Here is a 21,084-nt window from a genome sequence, read left to right as displayed (position 1 = left end):
AAAATTGCGGGTTCTTCTGCATTCAGGCAAAATAATCCTTAATTAAGATAATAGCTCTTTTCCCGTTCCAGCATCTCTTGATTCCAAAACAGCCCGACTTCGCTATACTTTGGCTCAATGACCATCTGGCCTGTTGTGTCCATAAATCCCCAAGTTTTCTTTTTAACCGGCAGCATACCAAAGGAACCGCCCATAAGCTCGGAAGCACTGTCAAATACCGCCGGGACTACCATGCGTCCCGTGGTATCAATTACTCCCCACTTATCAGCAATCTTTACTTTAGCAAACCCGCAAAAGAAGCCCAGTTTTTCTTCCAAAACCGTTTTATCGGGAAAACCAACATCATCATACCGAAACGCGATAACCGTTTTACCGCTGGTATCGATAAAGCCCCATCTTTCCCCCACTCTCACCGCCGCCAAACCATCATACCCGAAGCTTGATACCTCATCAAACTTTAGCGGTGTCAACAACTTACCGGTTTTATCAACGAAACCCCATTTCTGGTCGTCTTTTACCTGAGCAAATCCGTTACGGAAAGCAGATATTTTATCATACTGTACCGGGATAACAACAGCGCCGGTCTTATCTACCGCACCCCACTTATCTTTTATCCGTACCGCAGCCAGCCCCTCCCGGAAAACATCGGTAAAATGATTTTTGGTCGATATGATCTCTTTTCCCGTCCTATCAATAAAACCACGTTTCGTATTTTCGGGCAAAAGTTCATTAGTCCGAATTTCCACATACCCGGCAGAAGCTCCCACAGCTACCAAAGCGGCTTCCAAAAAGGAAAATGACCGTTTTACTACCCGAACTTCCGCCACATCCTTATTAAAAGGAAATGCGGTGTCATAGCCTGAAGCTAAAACCGTACCTTTCCTGTCTATATAGCCCCACTTTTTTTCTACCTTGACTATAGCGATCCCATCTTGAAAGCCGCCAGCTACCTCACCAAAAGCCTCCTTGATGACAACAGCACCACTCCGGTCAATAAACCCATATTTGCTGTCCAACTTGACAGCAGCCAGCCCCTCGCTAAACTGGCGGGCATTTTTAAATTGAAAAGGGAGCATTACCTTGCCTGCATTGTCAATATAACCCCATTTCCCGTCGTTTCTAACCGGCGCCAGGCCTTCAGCAAACAACCCGGCCTCCTTGTACTGAACGGGGATCACCAGTCCTTCACCAATCCGGTAATATCCCCATTTGCCGCCACTCTTAACCAACGCTAAATCTTCACTTATTCCCGCCACGGCATCAAATTCCACCGGCACCACAGCTTGCCCCTGGGTATCATAATAGCCCCACTTGTTTTTATGTCTGGCCGTCACAAATCCATCTTTGAAGGTCCCCACCTCATCAAACTGGGCAGGAATCACCAACTGGCCCTTTTTATCATAAAACCCCCAACCGGTTTCCTTTTTTACAGCAATAAGACCTTCCTCAAAAGCTCTAATCTCTTTGCATTCAGCAGGTATGATATATTCTCCCTGCTGGTCAATAAACCCCCATTTTCCCCCTGTCTTTACTCCGGCCAAAATAACATCCTGGATTTTTTTGTCATCCACGTTAATCTCCGGATTTACCGCCGGCACACTAACAGCCTGCTCCGTGTCCAAACTCGCCTCAGGTGCAGCAAACGCCCGAGTTCCCGGCACCATTAATAGCGCCAATACTGCAATTAACCCGATAAACCCTTTAAAATTCACCAAAAAACCTCCTATTGATCAAGCTTTACTATTCCATTAAAACCCTTAATGGTTACCAAAATCAAACAATATATTCTATATAATTTACTTTTTATCCTCCATTTTTATCCAGGACTTTAGTCCCGAAATGCATGAGCATGCTTAAGGACATACGAAGCAAAAAGAACGTCCCCACGCTTCTTCATACCTAGTGTCATTATCACAAGTTAAACACACGATTTGATGCTAATTATTGTCATTGTTAACATTTTCATATTATAATGAAAGAATAAAAATATTTATACTATGGACAGCAGACAATAGCTATACTCTGCACACCATACCACAGAAGGAGCTGAGAGTAAGGTGGACCAACACGAATTGCCGGCGCTCCCCGTCCCCGATCTTTGCCAGTCTATCGACTGGTATTTAAAAGGCTTACGGCCCTTGCTCGGCGAACACGAATTCGCCGAGGCCAAAACCGTGGCCGAACATTTTTGCCATAACGACGGTGCGGCGCTGCACGGCAAACTACTGGAATACAGCCGGTCAATCGCCCCTCGCAGTTGGCTCATGCCTTATTCACGCGACATTTATTTAACGATGCGGGACCCGGTCACACTTGTCGGCAATTATTTGCTGGAGCTTGCATTGCCCAGTTTTTCAGAAAAATACGACTATCTTGAGTTTACCGCTATTCTGGCACATTCTGCTGGCCAATTATATCTGGAAATTGCGCACAACACACTGCCGGCGATGGTGCACAAAGAGACGCCGCTGTGCATGAGCCAGTTTCAGGGAGCATTCAGAGCAACAAAAATCCCGCACAAGAATAAAGACATCTTCACGTTCTTTCAAGACTTTACCGAAGTTCATTCCTTCGGCGTATTTTGCAAAAACAAATTTTATACAATAAAACTAATTGACGACGACGGCCGGATATACAGCGCTGACTGTATCCGGCGCGCTTTGCAGCAAATTTATCACGACAAAGGCAGCCACGCCGAAGCATCCTGGAACGTCCTGTCTTTGGCCGGCAGCGACCGGGCGGCAGAACTGATTGCTGAAATCTGCCAAGTCCCGGCCAATGCCTGCAGCATGGATATTGTCAACCAAACGATGTTCATCGTTACACTGACCTCGTTGACAAGCATGCAGCAGCCTCTTGCCGACAAGCTTTATAACAGTACCGACGATATATGGGCCTATAAGCCGTGGAGCATAACGGTATATCAGAATAAAGTATGCACATTCAACAATGAGCACACCTATATGGACGGCGTCAACAATGTCTATCTAATCAATCGCTTGTTAAAAAAAATGGCCGACTTTGCCGGCAGCTTTGCCGACGACGGCCAGACCGCGCCTCTCACGCCGATCAATTTTGTCCTCTCGCCGCCAATCCAGGAGCAGCTGGCCGCCATAAAAGCGCAGTATCAAAAAACAGCGTCCCAGATCGACATAGTGCGCTATGTCCGCGACAAGCTGTGTATCGGCAAAATAAAGGCACGCAAGCTTAACGTGGACGCCTGTCTCCAGTTCGCCTTTCAGTATGCCCAGTTAAAAGTCTTTAAAGCCCTTAGGACAACGCACGAATCGGTCAGTGTAACGCAATATTATGAGGGCCGCACCGCCTGTATCCGCAGTGTCAGCGAAGAAAGCGCCCAATTTGTGGCCGCCTTGCTTAACGGCGCGCCGCAAAAGCAGCTGTCCGCCATGCTCGCCCAAGCCAGTTGCGAGCATGTACAAAAAATCGCCAAGGCCAAAGATTTCTGCTGCTTTATCAGACATGCCGCCGGTTTGGAAATTATGTACGAGCGTTTTGGCCGGGAGCTCGGCATACCAGAAAAACCGCCGTTATTCAGCGATGCTGCATTTGCCACATATTGTACGCAGTATTTGTCGACATCAACACTCGGCAACACGCCGATCGTCGACACATTTGCCTTCGCCCCCGTCGCACCGGGTGGACTGGGAATCGGCTATGTCACCCATAATGACAGGCTGATCACAGCCATCAGCTTTTACCGGCAGGATAACGCCAATATCGTCCTGTTTCAGCATGCACTGGACGAATTTTTTGTTAAGCTTGAGTTATTGCTTACTTAATCGGGGTGGTGTAACACAACCAGGAGGTTTTCTATCACCGTTCACTTCTTATCCCAAATTAAATCGGGGCTGGGGAGCAAAAAGAACGTCCCCATGCTTCGGTGCAAATTAAATCGGGGCTGGGGAGCAAGAAGAACGTCTTTGCTCCCTCATGAGTCAAGGAACCATCCCTCGACTCACTCGACTCAAAAGATGGCGCAGCCATAGGTTATTTACTGGCCAATTGTTTGACAAGCGCCTGTAGATTTCGTTTAGCGATGTTTTCGTACCGATCCCGAAAGTAATCAGTCTGATAAATTCTGTCTTTACTGCGAAACCCTTCGATAACCTGCAATCGTCCTTGCCGGTAGTCTAAATCAGGCACATGTCCATACTCAGCTCTTATCTGACGCTCATAATCCAAAAAGCCGTTCCAGTCTCGCCCAAATACCGACAAATCAATATCTGCCAAATATGTTCCGTCCTCACTGTCAGCCAGTTCCTGGTGACTTGTCAATAAAATCAGTTTGGCTGCCTGTCCGGCAAATGCCGTCGGTAACCCCATTTGTTCGGCAGCATATGCCGCAACAGCTGCGCTCATATATTCGTTACTCTGCGAATTTGGCACACATACGATATCATGAAACCATAATGCATACTCCGCCACCGCAGGCTGAGCCAGCCTGTGCCTGATTTCATCAAAATGGTTAAAACAATCGGCAAGATGGTTCAATCCGTGGTAACAGCGAAAAAATTGCTGATAGCCATCCCAAATAAGAGTATGCATTTTATTGGCTGCCGAAGTCTTACAGGCCAATAAAGTAGCCAAACTATACCAGCGGCCCCCCAGTATCATACTGACGCTTTGCAAAAATACCATCCCCAGCTTCTAATTTTTTTTTTATTTTTTCCGTTACTTTTTATTTATCAGGGCGTTTATATGAATAAGGAGTTGATAGTATGAAAAAACCAGTCAAAATCTTAGTCCTGATGCTGCTAATTATAACAGCGGCGTTGCCGGCCGCTCTGGCTGCCGAAAAAAATCCTAATGGTACCGTAGTCCAGGTAAGCGGCAATTACCAGATGGAAATTGCCCCAGATACTGCCTACATCAATTTGGGGACGGTGACAGAAGCCGAAACCGTGGCAGCGGCGCAGGCCAAAAATGCCGATATCTCAACTAAAATCCGCTCACAGCTGGAAAACCTGGGAATCAAGTCAGACTACATAAAAACCGCCCACTATGTGGTAAACCCAATCTATAAATACGACGACAGCGGCCGACGCCTGCCAAGCATTAAAGGGTACCAGATTACCAACAGCATTACCGTAACAACATCGGTCGAAAAAGCCGGAGAAGTTGTGGATACGGCTTTAAACGCAGGAGCCAATCAGGTAAACAGCATCCGGTTCAGTAAAAACGACGAAACCGATGTGAAAAATGCCGCACTGGCGCAGGCCGTCCGGGATGCTCTTAGCAAAGCCGACGCCATTGCTGCAGCCTTAGACAAACGAGTGGTCAGAGTTACGACGGTAAACGAAAATGGTGTTCATCTGCAATCACCGGAAACCGGCAGCCGGTTGTATGCCAAAGCCATGGCTGATAGCGCGTCAACCCCGATTTCCGCCGGATTAATACAAATATCTGCCAATGTGCAAATTGCCGTGGAATTGGAGTAACAGCAAAATTAGAAAAGTTACAAGTGTTAAGATAGTTAAAGGGTCAGGCTGCAGCCTGGCCCTTTAACTATCTTATGTTTAATGTTTAAAATGCCTCATACCGGTGAATACCATAGCAATTCCATGGGCATCTGCCGCTTTAATCGAGTCCTCATCATGAACCGAACCGCCTGGTTGAATGATGGCGGTAACACCTGCCGCAATGGCAGCTCCGACAGTATCGGCAAACGGAAAGAAGGCATCTGATGCCAAAACTGCGCCTTTAGCCTGTTCACCAGCCTGTGCCAAAGCAATCCCGGCTGCACCGACACGGTTCATCTGGCCTGCCCCCACTCCCAGGGTTTTGTTGTCCTTGGCAATGACAATGGCATTAGACTTGACATGTTTAACTACCTTCCAGGCAAACAGCAGTTGCTCCCATTCTTCAGTTGTCGGCTGACGCTTGGTGACAATTTTCATGTCATTTTGGGCGGCAGTGGTCATGTCGGTCTGCTGCAGCAGCACACCGCCAGCCACTGATTTCACGTCAAGCCGGCTGCCATCAGGCTGCGGTACAGCGGCTGCCAACAGCCTGATATTTTTCTTTTGCGCCAGAAGCTCCAGGGCGGCCTGGCTGAAGGACGGCGCAATGACGGCTTCAACAAATATCTCGCTGATAAGCTGCGCGGTGGCCTCATCAACTTCCCGGTTTACGGCAACAATACCGCCAAAAGCCGAAACCGGATCAGCCTGATGCGCTTTTTGATAAGCTTCGGCCAAAGTGGCGCCAATGCCTGTGCCGCAGGGATTAGTATGCTTGATGATGGCGGCTGCCGGCTGATGAAACTCAGCTGCCAGCGCATAGGCGGCTTCTACATCCACAATATTATTAAACGACAGTTCCTTGCCATGAAACTGCCTGGCATTAGCCACACCCGGACCTGAATAGTATTGCTCACGGTAGAAAGCAGCCGCCTGATGCGGATTTTCTCCATACCGCAGGTCCTGGATTTTTTCATAAACCTGATGCAGCGTGTCCGGGAAAATTCCTTGCCCCAGCTGGGCGCTCAGGTATTGAGAAATATATGCATCATAGCCGGCGGTGTGGCTGAAAGCTTCCTGCGCCAATGCCATCCGCTTGATTAACGCCACTTCGCCCCCGGCCTGCAACTCTGCAATAATGTCCTGGTACCGCAGGGGATTGACAACAACCGTCACATAGTGAAAATTCTTGGCCGACGCCCGGATCATTGCCGGTCCGCCAATATCAATATTTTCCACAGCCTCATTCAGCGTCACGTCCGGTTTGGCCACCGTCTGGCGGAAAGGGTACAGGTTGACTGCCACCAAGTCGATACCCTGAATGTTATGTTCAACCATGGCCGCCTGATGAGCCGGATTATCACGAATGGCCAGTATGCCGCCATGAATATAGGGGTTGAGCGTTTTAACGCGCCCATCCATAATTTCCGGAAATCCGGTGATTTCGCTCACATAGGTAACAGGTATCCCTGCCTCTTTAATGGCTTTCATGGTGCCGCCGGTTGAGATAATTTGCACCCCTAAATTATGCAGTTGCTGAGCAAACTCAATAATTCCGGTTTTGTCCGACACGCTTAACAGCGCGCGTTTAATTTTCATCAGTCTCCTCGCCTCACTCTATTCTTTTTTTATGTATACACGCCGCCCATCCATACATAGCCGCCCCTCACAATATAAAGCCAAGGCGCGCGGATACAAAATATGCTCGGCATGCAAAATTCGTTCTGATAAGGTTTCTTCAGTATCATCTTCCATAACAGGCACTGCTTCCTGCAGGATAATCGGCCCGGTGTCCATGCCTTCATCAACAAAATGAACGGTGCAGCCTGACACCTTGACACCATATTGCAAAGCCTGAAGCTGCGCGTTTTCCCCCGGAAAAGCAGGCAGCAGGGATGGATGGATGTTCATGATTTTTCCGGCAAACCGGTCAATAAAATACCGGCCTAAAATCCGCATAAAACCAGCCAGTACTACCAGTTCGACATGGCGGACATTAAGTTCTTCGGCAACAGCAGCCTCAAAATCCTGACGGCAGGCAAACTGCCGCCTGTCAATACACACAGCCGGGATGTCTGAGCCGGCCAGGCGCTTTAAGACATTGGCTTCCGGGTTATCGCTGATAACTACGCCAACCGTGACAGCCAGCCGTCCGGCCTCTATGGCATCGATAATAGCCTGCAGATTACTGCCGCGGCCTGAGGCCAGAACACCGATGACGGTTTTGTTCATCAGGCACCCCTCCTTACTTCAGTTCTACCCGTTGTTCACCTGCCGTAATTGTACCGATTATGTAAGATTTTTCGTTGCGGGCCGCTAATTCAGCCTGTACGGCTGACGCGTCTTCGGCCGACACAATGAGAATCATGCCAATACCCATATTAAAGGTCCGGTACATTTCGGCCTTGGCTACGCCGCCCCATTGCTGCAGCAAACCGAAAATAGGCGGCTCCGTCCAGGCTGAAGTATCTACCTCGGCGCCACAGCCTTCAGGCAGCACCCGCGGAATATTATCATAAAAACCGCCGCCGGTGATATGAACCATGCCATGAATATCAAATTTTTCAATAAGCGGCAGGCAGGTTTTCGGGTACAGCCGGGTAGGTTCTAACAGTTCTTCCCCAAGCGTACGGCCTAATTCGGGAATATGGGCATCCACCTGCAGTTGTTTTACCTCAAAGCAGATTTTACGGACAAGGGAGAAGCCGTTGGAATGGAGGCCGCTGGATGGCAAGCCAATTAATACATCACCTGGCTTAATTTTTTCGCCTGTGATAATTTTATCCCGGTCAACAACTCCCACGGCAAAACCGGCAATATCATACTCGCCGTCAGGGTAGAAGCCAGCCATCTCGGCTGTCTCACCGCCCAGCAGAGCACAGCCTGATTCCCGGCAAGCCATGGCCACCCCGCTGACTATAGCGGCAACCTTTTCCGGCTCCAGCTTGCCTACCGCCAGATAATCCAGGAAAAACAGCGGTTCGGCCCCTTGCACCAGAATATCGTTAACACACATGGCAACACCGTCTTGCCCAATGGTGTCATGCTTGTCAGTCAAAAAGGCAATTTTGAGTTTAGTACCGACACCGTCAGTACCGCTCACCAATACCGGTTGCCGGTATTTACCGGAGTTTAATGCAAATAATCCGCCAAAGCCGCCAATATCACCAAGCACTTCCGGACGATAGGTGGAACGCACATGGCGTTTCATCAGTTCAACAGCTTTATTGCCGGCGTCAATATCAACACCGGCGTCGCGATATGTCAGTTCGATGCCCGGAGTTTGCGTCCCGGGGTTTGATTTTTGGTTGTCGGCCATTTTTGCCCTCCTAATATATTCTTTTGATATATTCTTTTGCAGTTGAATCAGGGATCTACTTCCTGCCCGCAGGCTCAAATAAAAATTTATTATTGGCACAGCTGCCTTCGCCCGGCGTGTGGGCCGGGTAGTCACAGTTAAAGCAAGCATTGCACAGCGTTTTCGCAGAAATGTGACCGATAGATGCATGCAGTCCTTCGAGTGAAAGATAATGGAGCGAATCAGCACCAATAAACTGCCGGATTTCCTCTACTTGTTTGGACGCAGCAATCAGCTCCTTGCGTGCCGAGGTATCAATGCCGTAATAACAGGGAAAACCGATGGGCGGCGAGCTTACACACATGTGAACAGCAGTTGCACCGGCCTCTTTTAACATGCGGACAATTTTACCGCTGGTAGTGCCTCTCACAATGGAATCATCCACCATGACAATGGATTTGCCTTTCACTACCGAAGCAACGGCATTAAGTTTAATTCGCACACCCATATCCCGTTTTTTCTGTTCCGGTTGGATAAAGGTCCGGCCAATGTAACGATTTTTCATTAATCCTTCGGCAAAAGGTATGCCTGATTCATGACTGTATCCGAGCGCCGCCGTGGTACCTGAGTCAGGTACTGAAATAACAATATCGGCTTTAAACCGGCTTTCCCGCGCCAGCGTCCGGCCCATGTTAAACCTGGCCTGATACACGCTCTGTCCGTCAATGACACTATCAGGCCGGGCAAAGTAGATGTATTCAAACACACAGCCTGCCCTGCGGTCGGTTTCACCAAACCGGCGGGATACCACGCCGCTATCATCAATACTGATCATTTCCCCGGGTTCAATATCACGCACAAATTCCGCGCCCACAGTATCCAGGGCACAGGACTCGGAAGACAATACCCAGCCATCGCCCAGCTTGCCCAGGCACAAGGGTCGGAAACCATGCGGGTCACGCACACCGATAAGCTTGTTCTCGGTCATGATAACAAGACAATAAGCACCGTGAATATTAATCAGACTGTCAACAATCTTCTCCTCAACCGTTTGCTTCGTAGACCGGGCAATGAGGTTAACAATGACTTCACTGTCGATAGAGGTCTGAAACACACTGCCCTTTTCTTCAAGTTCTTTGCGGACTTCGCGAGCGTTAGTCAGATTGCCGTTGTGAGCCATACTAATTTGCCCGCCGGAATAGTTGACCATTAAGGGCTGCGTATTTTGCAGCAGGCTAGAGCCGGTTGTCGAATACCGGACATGACCGATGGCAATATGGCCCGGCCTTTCAGGCAAACCATGACGAAATACTTCGTTGACCAGTCCCATACCCCGTTGCACATCCATAACCGTCCCGTCGGTTACCGCTATTCCGGCACTCTCCTGACCCCGGTGCTGCAGCGCATACAAACCCCAGTAAGTAGACAGCACTACATTCTCTTGCCTGCCAAAAATGCCAAATATACCGCATTCTTCCCGCAATTTATCACTTTGTATATCGTAAAGCACTTGGTTTCTCCTTTGCCTCTTACATTCTTTATTCTGATAACACTCTTCGCAGCCAATTTACTGTCCGGTAATTCGGCGCAGTACCTCCTGGTACGCTTCCTCTACATCGCCCAAATCGCGGCGGAAACGGTCTTTGTCAAGCTTTTGGCCTGTTTCGCTGTCCCAGAAGCGACAGGTATCTGGCGAAATTTCATCCCCAAGCAGCACTTCGCCTTTATGCACACCAAATTCAAGTTTGAAATCAATTAACTCCAGTTTTTTGTCTTTGAGGAAGGCTGATAGAATTTCATTGATTTTCAGCGCATAGGCCTCCAGGGTTTCCACTTGTTCGGGAGTAGCCAGCCCCAGCGCTTTGATGTGATAATTATTAATCAGCGGATCGCCCAGCTTATCGTCTTTGTAATAGAGTTCAATAACGGTGGACGGCAGCTTGCGGCCTTCCTCCCAGCCGATGCGTTTGGCTAAGCTGCCGGCGGCAATATTGCGGACAACAACCTCGACCGGCAGAATGTCCAATTTTTTGACCAGCATTTCGCGTTCACTAAGCATTTTGATAAAATGATGCGGTATACCCTTTTCACTTAACAGATTAAAGAAAAACGTGGATATCTTATTATTGAGCACACCTTTGTTGCCGATAGTGCCGCGTTTTTCACCATTAAAAGCGGTAGCGTCATCTTTGAAATACACCAGTAATTCATCGGGATTTTCAGTAGCAAATACTTGTTTTGCTTTACCTTCGTACATTGGCTTTGTCATAATGCATCCTCCCCTACTAGATCTGTCCTGTTAGTTTTTTAGCCAGACGCTCATCTTTTTTCTCAACCTCTTCCGCCATAGTCCGGCGGTGGGCTGCCAGCTTATCAGCCAGCCCGGCATCATGAACAGCAAGTATCTGAGCTGCAAACAATGCCGCATTTTTTGCACCGTTAATCGCCATAGTCGCTACCGGAATGCCTGCAGGCATCTGCACAATACTAAGCAGCGCATCCATACCACCCAGCGGTGTGGCATTAACCGGAATGCCAATGACCGGCAGTGTGGTAAAGCTGGCAATTACTCCAGGCAGATGGGCGGCCGCCCCGGCGGCAGCAATAAATACCTGAACACCGCGTTCCTTGGCCCCGGCCACAAAATGATGCACCTTATCCGGTGTGCGGTGTGCTGATGCTACCAGAACTTCTGTTTCAATACCAAACTCATTCAGCTGGCTGACTGCCGGTTCAAGCACCGGCCAGTCGGAATCACTACCCATAATAATTGCTACTTTCATATCATCACCCTTTCATTTGCAGCTATATTCCGCATTAAAAATCCGCAAAGTTAGATTTGCAATAAAACCCAGATATTTTACCAAAATATCTGGGTTTATTTTTTTCCGTTATTCAGCCAGGAATAGGAACCGGGATACAACAAGCACTGCCAGAATGTATACAATCCAGTGTACTTCGCGGCCACGGCCGGTAACCAGTTTCAGCAAAGGATACATGACCAGACCGGCCGAGATGCCATTAGCAATACTGTAGGTAAAGGGCATCATAACAATGGTCAAAAAGGCGGGTATGCCTTCGGTAAGATCGCCAAAGTCAATATGACGGACAGATTCAATCATCAATGCGCCTACAATGATCAGCGCCGGCGCAGTAGCGGCATCCGGAATCAAACCGGCAAGCGGCGTGAAAAAGAGAGCCAGGAAAAAGAGTATGCCACAGACAACAGCAGTCAGACCGGTGCGTCCGCCTGCACCAACCCCGGCAGCACTTTCCACATAGGCAGTAATTGTGCTTGTACCCAGCATAGCGCCTAAGCTTACACCGGTGGCATCCACCAGCATGGCTTTGCCTATGCCCGGGAACTTGCCGTTTTTGTCCATCAAACCGGCTTTAGAGGCAGTGCCGACAAGTGTGCCCATGGTATCAAACAGTTCCACAAAGGTAAATGTGAAAACAATAGCCACCAGTCCCATATTCAACGCGCCCATAATATCAAGCTGCAGGAAAGCATTGTTGCTAAAGTCAGGAATAGCCATCGGGCTAAAACCGGCAGGAATCTTAACAATTCCCATCATGATGCCCAAAACAGTGGTGACGAAAATGCCTATCAAGATAGACCCTTTTATTTGGCGGGCCATCAATACACCAATGAATATCAGGCCAAATACGGCCAGCAATACTTCGGGATGGGTAAATTTACCCATTTCAATAATGGTTTCAAAACTAAGCGGCGTACCGTTGCCTTTGGCGGCAACAATCTTTTCTAAAGTAGGCGGAATCAAAGACAAGCGGATACTCATAATGCCGGACAGTTTCAAACCAATAATAGTAATAAACAAACCAATACCTACGGTAATAGCATGTTTTAAAGAATTCGGCATGCCCTCAACCAGCAGCTGCCGCACATGAGTTACAGTAAGCAAAATAAAAATAAGACCGGAAATAAACACTGCTCCCAGGGCAACCTGCCAGGGAACGCCCATCCCAATAACAACTGTAAAAGCGTAAAAAGCATTTAGCCCCATGCCTGGCGCCAAGGCAATCGGATAATTGACAAAAACCCCCATCATAATCGACACGATGCCGGCACCCAGTGCAGTAGCCAAGAGCACTGCATTCTTGTCCATACCGGCAGCGCCCAGAATACTTGGGTTGACAAACAAAATGTACGCCATGGTCATGAAGGTGGTTAAACCGGCAATTACCTCTGTTTTCACATCGGTTTTACGAGAGCTGAGTTCAAAAAATTTCTCCAACATTTCCTTTTCTCCCCTTTTTCTACTACTAGTTAAGGTGTCTCCTCAACACTAGTACCCTGCGTCACCCAAAGGCATGGATTCGTTTACAGACTTTGGCCGCATTGCGAGTTGCCGTCGCCTCACGGGTCCGCTATGAGCGGCTTCTCCGTCCTATATGGCGCAAAAAACCCTGCAAGCTAACCTCTGTAGGCGATGCCTAGTGCTAGCTTACCCCGAAAAAGCTAAAGAAAACACGGCTTGTGCCAATCCTTGGCGAAAGCACAAGCCGCTGTTCTCCCTATACTGCTTTTAAGAAAGTTATGCTCTCTGTTAGAATAAAAAACTGGCGGGGAAATTTCGCATGAATCTAATAGAGCGAAACTTTCCCGCCAGGGTTTTTATCCCATCGGTGTAGTGTTAGAGTCAACACCTGCGCCACTTGGTCACAGTCTGCAACATCATCGGTGCTGCACGGAACCCTAGGCGCACTTTCACTCGTAGTCGGGCGATTTACGGTCGCCTGGTAGAAACGTTTGAGCCGTATTCTCAAATATATACGAGCATTATGGATTTGTTTTTATTGTACCAGCAGTGGACAAAATCTGTCAATGAAAAAATCGAACTTTAATCACAGTTTTAGAATCATCGTTCGGAAACTCAATTTAATTCATTATTCTTCTGGCTCCAAGATACCGTGGCTTCCAGTACGACTCCTCAAGTTTCGTGATTATTACGCCCCGGCTGGAAGAGGCATGAATGAAATTACCGCCGCCATAATAAATACCGACATGAGAAACACCCTTTCCATAGGTGTTAAAGAAGACCAGGTCTCCCGGCTTTAGTTTGCTGCGTGCCACCTTTTTGCCTGTCTTATACTGAACATCGGCTGTCCGAGGCAGCTTTTTTCCATGCTTGTCATATACAAATTTAACAAAACCGGAGCAATCGAACCCCCGGGGAGATTCGCCGCCAAACCGGTAAGGTGTTTTTAAATATTTTTCCGCAGTTTTGATAACAGATTCCGGCTGTGGGTTAACTTTTTTCTTTGTTGCAGCCAGTACCGGACTATTTACCAGAACAAGCATAAGAATTACCAGGCATATGGCAGGTAACTTTACAGGCAACCGCATGGAGGATCCCCCCCTGAATATTTGTGCTTACCTGCAAATACCTTCGGCAAACTTCCGACAAATCCTTCTGTTTTTCTGCAATATTTTTCCGATTTTTGTAGCTATATACAACACGTTAAAGCTTTGCCAATACACTACCCGCCTGCGCCTGCCATATTCTTTAATGCGGAATATATAAGTGCAATCCGGCGGCAGACACTAGAATTTTGCAATTAAGTAATCGGTAACATAAGTAAAGCCAATGGACTCATAGGCCCGAACGGCCGGAATGTTATCCCGTTGCACCATCAATACCGGAATTTTGCCATAGGACTTGCTCCTTTGGCACAGCGTGGAAACCAACGCCTGACAATAGCCCCTCCCACGGCTGCCTTCCCTGGTATATACACCGCCGATCTGATGAACCTGGCCGGTAACTGCCTGAACCATTGCCAGCGCTTGCGGCACACCGCCTGCTAAAAGAAAGACAATCGCTTCCTCAGGACTGCGGTCATGAATAAGCTTGACTGCCAATTCCTGATTAAAGCGGCGTTGAAAACCCAGCCGGTAGGCTTCGACAATAAACCTAAGAGCCAGCATGCGGTCTACTGTTTCCACTTCGGCAATAGCAAGCGATTCTGGCAGCGTCCTGGACTTTATGGCATAATTAGCCAGATAGTGGCTGTCTTCATAAGCTAGCACCGGTTTAGCCTGGGCTTGACATAAAGGTTCTGCCACCCTTTTCACGCCAGCCATCACCTTCCACCGGCGCAGGCGCATTAGGGAGGCAAACTCACCGACCGCCTCCGGCACTTCAAAATGAGGAATAACACTGCCTAAGTTAAAAAAGGCCAGTATTCCCCGTAACTGACCGGCGGCAAAATATCCATAATAGTCGCCCGAACGCCGGCTCATATGATCATTCTCAATACCACAACGTTCTAGATTGCCGCCCAGCGAAACCGTTTCCAGGTAATTCCGTTCCAAATATATGCTGACTTCGTGCATGTCGCCGGCGGTTAACAGCCTAATCACAACTGCCGGCCTGCCAGTACATGAAATTGATACACTCTCACCCTGCCTGCTCGCGGAGTACGCGTTTTAATATCTTGCCTGTCTGATTCTTCGGCAAAGCACTCACAACAATGAAATCCCGCGGGATTTTATAGGCGGCAATATTGCTTTGCAAATACTCTCTGACCGCTTTTTTATCAAAATGCTGGCCTTCTGCCAGCACAATATAAGCGCGCGCCACCTGACCGCGCAGTTGATCAGGCACACCAATTACGCTGGCCTCAATAATACCCGGATAGGCATACAGCAATTCCTCAATCTCACGCGGATAAATATTTTCTCCATTGGCTATAATTAAGTCCTTCAAGCGGTCGACAACAAAGAAATAGCCTTCAGCATCCTGGTAAGCCAAATCTCCGGTATGAAGCCAACCGTCTTTCATTGCCTTGGCCGTCTCGTCCGGCAAATTGAAATAGCCTAACATCACCGTGGGCCCGCGGACAACAATTTCGCCTACCACCCCTGGCGGCAAAGACTGGCCTTGCTCATCAACCACTGTAACTTCCAGGCCGGGGAGAGCTTTGCCGATAGAACAGTATTTAGGCTTTTCTACCGGATTTAGGGCCACAACCGGCGAGGCTTCGGAAAGGCCGTAACCTTCGAGAATTTTTATACCATACTTATCGGCAAATTGTATCGCCACCTTTTCCGGCAGCGACGCCCCGCCGGATATGAGGAGTTTTACTCCTGCCAGGTCATCCCTCTGCCCGACACGGGTAAGGAGGTTATACATGGGCGGTACCCCATAAATGACAGTTACGCCATGCTCTTTAATGGCGGCAATGGTTTCTTTGGGCGCAAAAGCCTCCAAAACGGTAATCGACGCTCCGCAAAGCAGGGCGTTCAGTATGGCGCAGGTCCAGGCAAAGCAATGATACATCGGGAGCACACATAGTACATTATCGCCGGCAGTAACAGGCAGCACTTCACCAAAAGCTTTCGCATTACTTACCAGATTTTTATGGGATAACACCGCACCTTTCGGGCTGCCGGTAGTACCGGAAGTATAAATGATGACACAGGGGCGGTTCTCGTCAAACTCATCAGATATAGCCGGAGCGGCAAACAGCCGCTGGTGTTCTACATCCTGCCTGACATCCGGCAGGACAAGCTGTTTGACCTCCTGGGCGTATCCCAGCTGCGCAAGTTCGTCATCAAGGTCCAGACGCTCCATCGTAACCAGCTGCTTCATTTTGGCATCTTTAATGATGAAAGCCGTCTCCCGTGCTGTCAGTTGGAAGTTAATAGGCACTACTACGGCCCCGAGACTGACAATGGCCATATACGAGTAAACAAAGTCAACCGAATTCCGCGAAAACAATCCTACATTTTCACCGGTCCGGATACCTGACATATAAAAATAATTGCGGTATTTTTCTACCTGTTGGCTAAACTCAGCATATGTTACATAATCTTTTCCATGAAAAGCTATGCTGCTTGGCGTACCCTGCTGAATAAGCTCATGAACAAACAATAGCTGCACCCCTTTTTTTCGTAGTACTGGCAAATAGTTCTAAGCGTCATTTTATCGCGAATACCAGGATTTGTCCATATATAGTATTACCACCCAAAGGCTTGCTGATTATAAAGCTTGCTGCAAGCCAATTTCAACATCACTGAGGCGCGGGGTGTTGTTGTGCGTTAACAGAGGTTAAGTACCAGCGGCGCAGCGTTGTATGACGGTCGTCCCGCCAGGCCTTGTTTTGGTGGTTGTGCAGACTAACAAAAACTGAGTACTGAAAGCATAGCTTTCGGTACTCAGTTCTATTGCTGCCACCCTGTTTCAGCCTGAAGGCCTGCAAACAGGATGTTATGTAATTACTGTCTAAATACTGATTTTAGCCCCTAACAAGTCAACAAAAGCCCGTAACCACGCCGGATGATCCGGCCAGGCTTGCGCCGTCACCAGATTACCGCTGACAACGACCTGCTCATTTTTCCACTCCGCGCCGGCCAACTGGCATTCTGCCGCACACGCCGGATAGGAAGTTACGGTTTTGCCTGTCAATACGTCAGCCGGGGCCAAAAGCTGCGTTCCGTGGCAGATGGCGGCCACAGGCTTGCCGGCAGCAAAGAAAGCTTTTACCAACGTAATAACTTCGGGATACATGCGAATATATTCAGGAGCACGACCGCCGGGGACTACCAGCCCGACATATTCTTCCGGCTTAACATCCTTAGCAGCAATATCGACCTGAATTCGATGTCCGGTAAGTTCCACATAGGTATCCAGCCCGGTAAAATCGTGCACAACCAGCTGCGCCGTGTCACCGGCCTTCTTATTAGGTACGGCTACGTCAACTTGGTAACCAAGCATCATCAGTGCCTGCTGGGGTACTTTAACCTCATAATCTTCAGCACAATCACCAGTCAGTATAAGAATTTTTTTCGCCATTACTTGTAACCCTCCTTACGTTTGATATAATATTTATTCTATAGTAGTAATATTTTTCCTGCTGTCCATCCTGGCAGCTATTTACAGTTTTTCTACAAAATAAAGAACACATTTTTCTCCCATTATTGACTATTTTTCACAGATAGGTTATATTAAATTAACTTAGCAAATTTTTTTGCAATGTAAAAGCATCTGTTTTACTGGCAGATGCTTTTTCTGTATTGGAGGATGAAAATATGCCGATAGCAATTCCCAACAACTTACCTGCCGCCAATATTCTTGAAAGCGAAAATGTATTTATCATGTATGAAGACCGGGCCTATAGTCAAGATATCCGCCCGCTTAAGGTTCTGCTGCTCAACCTGATGCCAACCAAGATTGTCACCGAAACACAATTGCTGCGCTTATTAGGCAACTCACCCCTTCAGGTAGAAGTTGATTTTATGTATACGGCAACCCATACACCCAAACACACCCCGCAAGAACATCTCATCAAATTTTATGAGACTTTTGATACCATCAAATCGCGCAATTATGACGGTATGATCATCACCGGCGCGCCTGTGGAACAAATGCCTTTTGAGCAAGTGGCTTACTGGGATGAGCTTTGCGAAATAATGGAATGGAGCAAGAAGCACGTCTATTCCACGCTGCACATTTGCTGGGGAGCCCAAGCCGGTTTATATTATCACTATGGCATTCCGAAGTACAGCCTGCCGGAAAAAATGTTCGGAGTTTTTCCGCATAACATTATTTCTCCTAACCAGGACAAGCTGTTCCGGGGGTTTGACGATATATTCTATGTTCCCCATTCCCGGCATACCGAAGTCAGGCGGGAAGATATTGAAAAAAACTCTGCCCTCCGCATCCTCTCAGAATCCGCAGCCGCCGGTGTTCACACGGTAGCTGACAGCGACGGCCGGCAAATCTTTATAACCGGACACTCCGAATATGACCCGCTGACGCTCAAGTCAGAATATGACCGTGATATTTCGCAAAAATTACCCATTAATATCCCCTGTAACTATTATCCCGGCAACGACCCGAGTAAACCGCCGGTCGTGCTTTGGCGGAGTGCAGCCAATCTCTTATTCTCTAACTGGTTGAATTACTATGTTTATCAGGAAACCCCGTTCGATTTGTCGCGTTTGTAAGGTGAATATGTGAAACAAAAAATAGCAACCGGCATATCACATACTGCCGGTTGCTATTTTTTGTGCTTCACAGACCTTGTAGAGCGATAGTCTCATAGGTACTGACAATACTCACTCTTTATAGATGTTACTTATTCTGTTGGATTATTGAAATACTACATTGCTGCCTTCACTCTCACCATCAGTGAAAGCAGGCGCAGGGTTATTCGTATCCCCGGCAGTGCTGGCTTGGTTGATAGTGGTTTGGTTATTGGCTTCTGTCCTGCCGGCGGCTGTGCCTTCATAGCTATTAACAACACTGCTGAGAAGGGATTCCTTTTCACTCTGTGACAAAGAGCCTTGGCCTAAGATGGAGTGGAGGGCACCTACTACAGCGGCAGGTTGCTCGTCGGCCGGTAAGCCGTTAATGGTATGTACCACGGCAATAATCTGCTGTTGCTTATCTGCCAAGCTGCCGCTGCCGTTTAGGATGTCATCAATGGCTGGGTTGGTTGCACCGCCATTTAATGACAGCGTTTCCACGATGCCAGGTGCTTCCATATCCCCTTCCCCTTGCCAAACAAGCTTATACCTGTAATTATCCAAATCACGGTTCAGCTCAGCCACTTTTATTGATTCGTCAGTACGGTCAACACCTGTGACTGTGCCTACCGCCAAAAGTTCGGCAGCTCCTGTGGTCTTATCAGTCCAAGGCGCATCCTGATGCCTGCGAGCCTCAATCGTGCCGGTATTATCAATGATGCTCGCAGCAATCCCGATTATGCCATACTCCGGGTCCGCACCGGAATCAAAATTGGCCTGATCGGCAAAGATTGTTCCGGTATTAATGACCTTATTGTTTTTGGAAGAGATTTGATAACCTATGTTACCTTCCTCATTAAAATTTCGTTCATCAACCGCTCGGATATTAATTCCATAATGACCATGAGCGTTAATCGTTCCGGCATTGGTAACAGCATTGGCGTAAATGGCTGCTTCGCCATTAGCGACCAGTGTCGTACCTTGCCCTAAGTTCACCGTATTTCCCAGACCGCTTTTGAAATAATCGGTGAAGTAATATTCGTCCCAATACTGCCCGGTGTCATCATCACTATCCGCTTCCACACCCAGCTTGCTGCCGGCACCGATTAATACTTCACCGCCTTTGATAGCAGAAGTACCTGTTGTATCGACCTTGCCGCCCAGAATGAATACCGGCCCATCCTGAACACTAGTAATCGATACCTCATTCAAGGTAATGGTATTGGTCGAATCGGCTGTAATATCGGCCCCCCTGAAGTAAGGTGGTGGCTCACCCATACTCTCACTTGCATAATTTGACTGTATCTGGTTCGCCGCAATAATACCCACATGATGACCTTCATCAATACTGATATCACTACCAGTCATAACAATCTGACCGCCAATCAGCATAGCCAATTCATTCTCATCTCCATCGATGGTTATCTGACTATTTATAACACTAAGCTTATTGTCTGAAGTGGCGGATATACGGTCAGTAGTATCACCTACCGTATATTGCTTGGCGGCAATTAGATCGGTCCATTCTCCCGCTATTTCCGCATTGTCCAAGCTGACAGTTCCACCCTGTACCCAAACGCCTTCACCTTTTAAGTTACCCTGAACAGTCACCCGATTGTCAATCTGACTAGTTACTGAAAGAACCTGATCGGAAGCTCTGTCAACCTTGTCACCGGCCAGCAAGTAGACTTCACCATCTATTGCTATAGAAACTCCCGGCGCAATGCTGACACTGCCGCCAATTAAGTCGAGATTTTTCTCGATACTGAAAGCACCGCCTTCAACTGTAACCGATTTGGCTATGGCATCCTGTTCTCTTTTGGCAAAGCTTACTGTATCAACTTCTCCGTTAGCCCATTTCATAAACTTATCATTGCTGACATCCAGTGTCGACAGCACTAAGTTGCTGGCATTGATGGTCGCCCCTGCTCCCACCAGCACTCCGTTAGGGTTGACCAGGAAAACACTGCCGCCGGTACCGTTAAGAGTGCCAAGGAGTTGGGACATTTCAGTACCGGTTACCCGATTTAAAACCGTCAGTTGGTTAGCAAAGTTAAAGTTCACCGTTTCCCCACTGGCAATGCTGAAACTGTTCCAGTCAATCACGCTGTTGGCATTGACGCCGATATTGAGAATGCCGCCCGCGCCATCGCCAATGGTAATCTGACCGTTGCCTACTATGACATTAGGGGTTTGCGGCAATGCAAAGGCCGGAGCTGTTATCAGCATGGCCGCCAACGCTGCTCCCGTCAGAGCACGTTTGATGTTACGCTTAATTTTTCGTTGTAGCTTCATGGATATTCACTCCTTCA

General features: G+C 48.1%; 17 protein-coding genes and 1 riboswitch. Of the genes, 3 read left to right on the top strand and 14 right to left on the bottom strand.

From position 1 onward, the window contains the following. Positions 1-38: 38 nt before the first annotated feature. Entirely contained in the window at positions 39-1,712 is a 1,674-nt protein-coding gene (locus SPSPH_RS06410; RefSeq protein WP_075754300.1) for a WG repeat-containing protein, read from the bottom strand. Between the two features lie 345 nt (positions 1,713-2,057). Between SPSPH_RS06410 and SPSPH_RS06405 the strand changes: the two genes are divergently transcribed. Further along, positions 2,058-3,800, top strand: a complete 1,743-nt coding sequence (locus SPSPH_RS06405) for a choline/carnitine O-acyltransferase (RefSeq protein WP_075754298.1) — start codon at positions 2,058-2,060, stop codon at positions 3,798-3,800. Positions 3,801-4,008: 208 nt separating this feature from the next. Here the strand turns inward: SPSPH_RS06405 and SPSPH_RS06400 are convergent, their stop codons facing one another. Then, positions 4,009-4,608 carry a hypothetical protein gene (locus SPSPH_RS06400; protein WP_143558964.1) on the bottom strand — a complete coding sequence of 200 codons (600 nt, stop codon included), beginning with the start codon at positions 4,606-4,608 and terminating at the stop codon, positions 4,009-4,011. A 131-nt stretch (positions 4,609-4,739) separates the two neighbouring features. Between SPSPH_RS06400 and SPSPH_RS06395 the strand changes: the two genes are divergently transcribed. Next, positions 4,740-5,459 (top strand): SIMPL domain-containing protein, encoded by a 720-nt coding sequence (locus SPSPH_RS06395; protein ID WP_075754294.1) that lies wholly within the window; start codon positions 4,740-4,742, stop codon positions 5,457-5,459. 78 nt (positions 5,460-5,537) lie between these two features. On the opposite strand, the gene purH is transcribed toward SPSPH_RS06395, so the two are convergent. The 11 genes from purH to SPSPH_RS06340 form a co-directional block, all read right to left on the bottom strand. Beyond that, positions 5,538-7,079 (bottom strand): bifunctional phosphoribosylaminoimidazolecarboxamide formyltransferase/IMP cyclohydrolase, encoded by a 1,542-nt coding sequence (gene purH / locus SPSPH_RS06390; RefSeq protein WP_075754292.1) that lies wholly within the window; start codon positions 7,077-7,079, stop codon positions 5,538-5,540. An 18-nt stretch (positions 7,080-7,097) separates the two neighbouring features. Beyond that, positions 7,098-7,712 (bottom strand): phosphoribosylglycinamide formyltransferase, encoded by a 615-nt coding sequence (purN, locus tag SPSPH_RS06385; protein WP_075754290.1) that lies wholly within the window; start codon positions 7,710-7,712, stop codon positions 7,098-7,100. A 13-nt stretch (positions 7,713-7,725) separates the two neighbouring features. Continuing rightward, entirely contained in the window at positions 7,726-8,799 is a 1,074-nt protein-coding gene (purM, locus tag SPSPH_RS06380; RefSeq protein ID WP_075754288.1) for a phosphoribosylformylglycinamidine cyclo-ligase, read from the bottom strand. Positions 8,800-8,854: 55 nt separating this feature from the next. Further along, the gene (gene purF, locus SPSPH_RS06375; protein ID WP_075754286.1) at positions 8,855-10,288 is read right to left on the bottom strand and encodes an amidophosphoribosyltransferase; all 1,434 of its coding nucleotides are present in this window, start codon (positions 10,286-10,288) and stop codon (positions 8,855-8,857) included. Between the two features lie 57 nt (positions 10,289-10,345). Beyond that, a complete protein-coding gene (gene purC / locus SPSPH_RS06370) occupies positions 10,346-11,047 on the bottom strand; it encodes a phosphoribosylaminoimidazolesuccinocarboxamide synthase (protein ID WP_075754284.1) in 702 nt (233 codons plus the stop codon). 16 nt (positions 11,048-11,063) lie between these two features. Next, a complete protein-coding gene (gene purE / locus SPSPH_RS06365; RefSeq protein WP_075754282.1) occupies positions 11,064-11,561 on the bottom strand; it encodes a 5-(carboxyamino)imidazole ribonucleotide mutase in 498 nt (165 codons plus the stop codon). Positions 11,562-11,669: 108 nt separating this feature from the next. Then, complete coding sequence (locus tag SPSPH_RS06360; RefSeq protein ID WP_075754280.1) at positions 11,670-13,040, bottom strand: NCS2 family permease; 1,371 nt, start codon at positions 13,038-13,040, stop codon at positions 11,670-11,672. A 457-nt stretch (positions 13,041-13,497) separates the two neighbouring features. After that, a riboswitch (purine riboswitch) is annotated at positions 13,498-13,599 on the bottom strand. Between the two features lie 82 nt (positions 13,600-13,681). Then, positions 13,682-14,149: a C40 family peptidase gene (locus tag SPSPH_RS06355; protein ID WP_075754278.1), complete on the bottom strand. Its 468-nt coding sequence runs from the start codon at positions 14,147-14,149 to the stop codon at positions 13,682-13,684. A 198-nt stretch (positions 14,150-14,347) separates the two neighbouring features. Continuing rightward, positions 14,348-15,163: a GNAT family N-acetyltransferase gene (locus SPSPH_RS06350; protein ID WP_075754276.1), complete on the bottom strand. Its 816-nt coding sequence runs from the start codon at positions 15,161-15,163 to the stop codon at positions 14,348-14,350. Positions 15,164-15,200: 37 nt separating this feature from the next. Then, positions 15,201-16,676 carry a class I adenylate-forming enzyme family protein gene (locus tag SPSPH_RS06345; protein ID WP_075754274.1) on the bottom strand — a complete coding sequence of 492 codons (1,476 nt, stop codon included), beginning with the start codon at positions 16,674-16,676 and terminating at the stop codon, positions 15,201-15,203. A 351-nt stretch (positions 16,677-17,027) separates the two neighbouring features. Next, positions 17,028-17,597, bottom strand: coding sequence for a DJ-1/PfpI family protein (locus SPSPH_RS06340; RefSeq protein ID WP_075754272.1), 570 nt, complete (start codon positions 17,595-17,597; stop codon positions 17,028-17,030). 236 nt (positions 17,598-17,833) lie between these two features. Here SPSPH_RS06340 and metA point away from each other — a divergent pair, with 236 nt between their 5' ends. Further along, positions 17,834-18,751 carry a homoserine O-acetyltransferase MetA gene (gene metA, locus SPSPH_RS06335; RefSeq protein WP_075754270.1) on the top strand — a complete coding sequence of 306 codons (918 nt, stop codon included), beginning with the start codon at positions 17,834-17,836 and terminating at the stop codon, positions 18,749-18,751. 144 nt (positions 18,752-18,895) lie between these two features. Here the strand turns inward: metA and SPSPH_RS06330 are convergent, their stop codons facing one another. Continuing rightward, positions 18,896-21,067 (bottom strand): filamentous hemagglutinin N-terminal domain-containing protein, encoded by a 2,172-nt coding sequence (locus SPSPH_RS06330; protein WP_075754268.1) that lies wholly within the window; start codon positions 21,065-21,067, stop codon positions 18,896-18,898. Positions 21,068-21,084 lie beyond the last annotated feature (17 nt).

Source organism: Sporomusa sphaeroides DSM 2875, from assembly GCF_001941975.2.
Lineage (GTDB): Bacteria > Bacillota > Negativicutes > Sporomusales > Sporomusaceae > Sporomusa > Sporomusa sphaeroides.
The sequence above is the reverse complement of the archived record's forward strand: the minus strand, read 5'-3'. Positions and strand labels throughout refer to the sequence as shown.

Excerpts from the sequence above, each read along its gene's own strand:
- SPSPH_RS06355 (WP_075754278.1), bottom strand. The coding sequence starts at position 14,149 with ATGCGGTTGCCTGTAAAGTTACCTGCCATATGCCTGGTAATTCTTATG.
- SPSPH_RS06395 (WP_075754294.1), top strand. The coding sequence starts at position 4,740 with ATGAAAAAACCAGTCAAAATCTTAGTCCTGATGCTGCTAATTATAACA.
- SPSPH_RS06340 (WP_075754272.1), bottom strand. The coding sequence starts at position 17,597 with ATGGCGAAAAAAATTCTTATACTGACTGGTGATTGTGCTGAAGATTAT.
- purC (WP_075754284.1), bottom strand. The coding sequence starts at position 11,047 with ATGACAAAGCCAATGTACGAAGGTAAAGCAAAACAAGTATTTGCTACT.
- SPSPH_RS06330 (WP_075754268.1), bottom strand. The coding sequence starts at position 21,067 with ATGAAGCTACAACGAAAAATTAAGCGTAACATCAAACGTGCTCTGACG.
- purH (WP_075754292.1), bottom strand. The coding sequence starts at position 7,079 with ATGAAAATTAAACGCGCGCTGTTAAGCGTGTCGGACAAAACCGGAATT.
- purM (WP_075754288.1), bottom strand. The coding sequence starts at position 8,799 with ATGGCCGACAACCAAAAATCAAACCCCGGGACGCAAACTCCGGGCATC.
- purE (WP_075754282.1), bottom strand. The coding sequence starts at position 11,561 with ATGAAAGTAGCAATTATTATGGGTAGTGATTCCGACTGGCCGGTGCTT.
- SPSPH_RS06360 (WP_075754280.1), bottom strand. The coding sequence starts at position 13,040 with ATGTTGGAGAAATTTTTTGAACTCAGCTCTCGTAAAACCGATGTGAAA.
- purN (WP_075754290.1), bottom strand. The coding sequence starts at position 7,712 with ATGAACAAAACCGTCATCGGTGTTCTGGCCTCAGGCCGCGGCAGTAAT.
- metA (WP_075754270.1), top strand. The coding sequence starts at position 17,834 with ATGCCGATAGCAATTCCCAACAACTTACCTGCCGCCAATATTCTTGAA.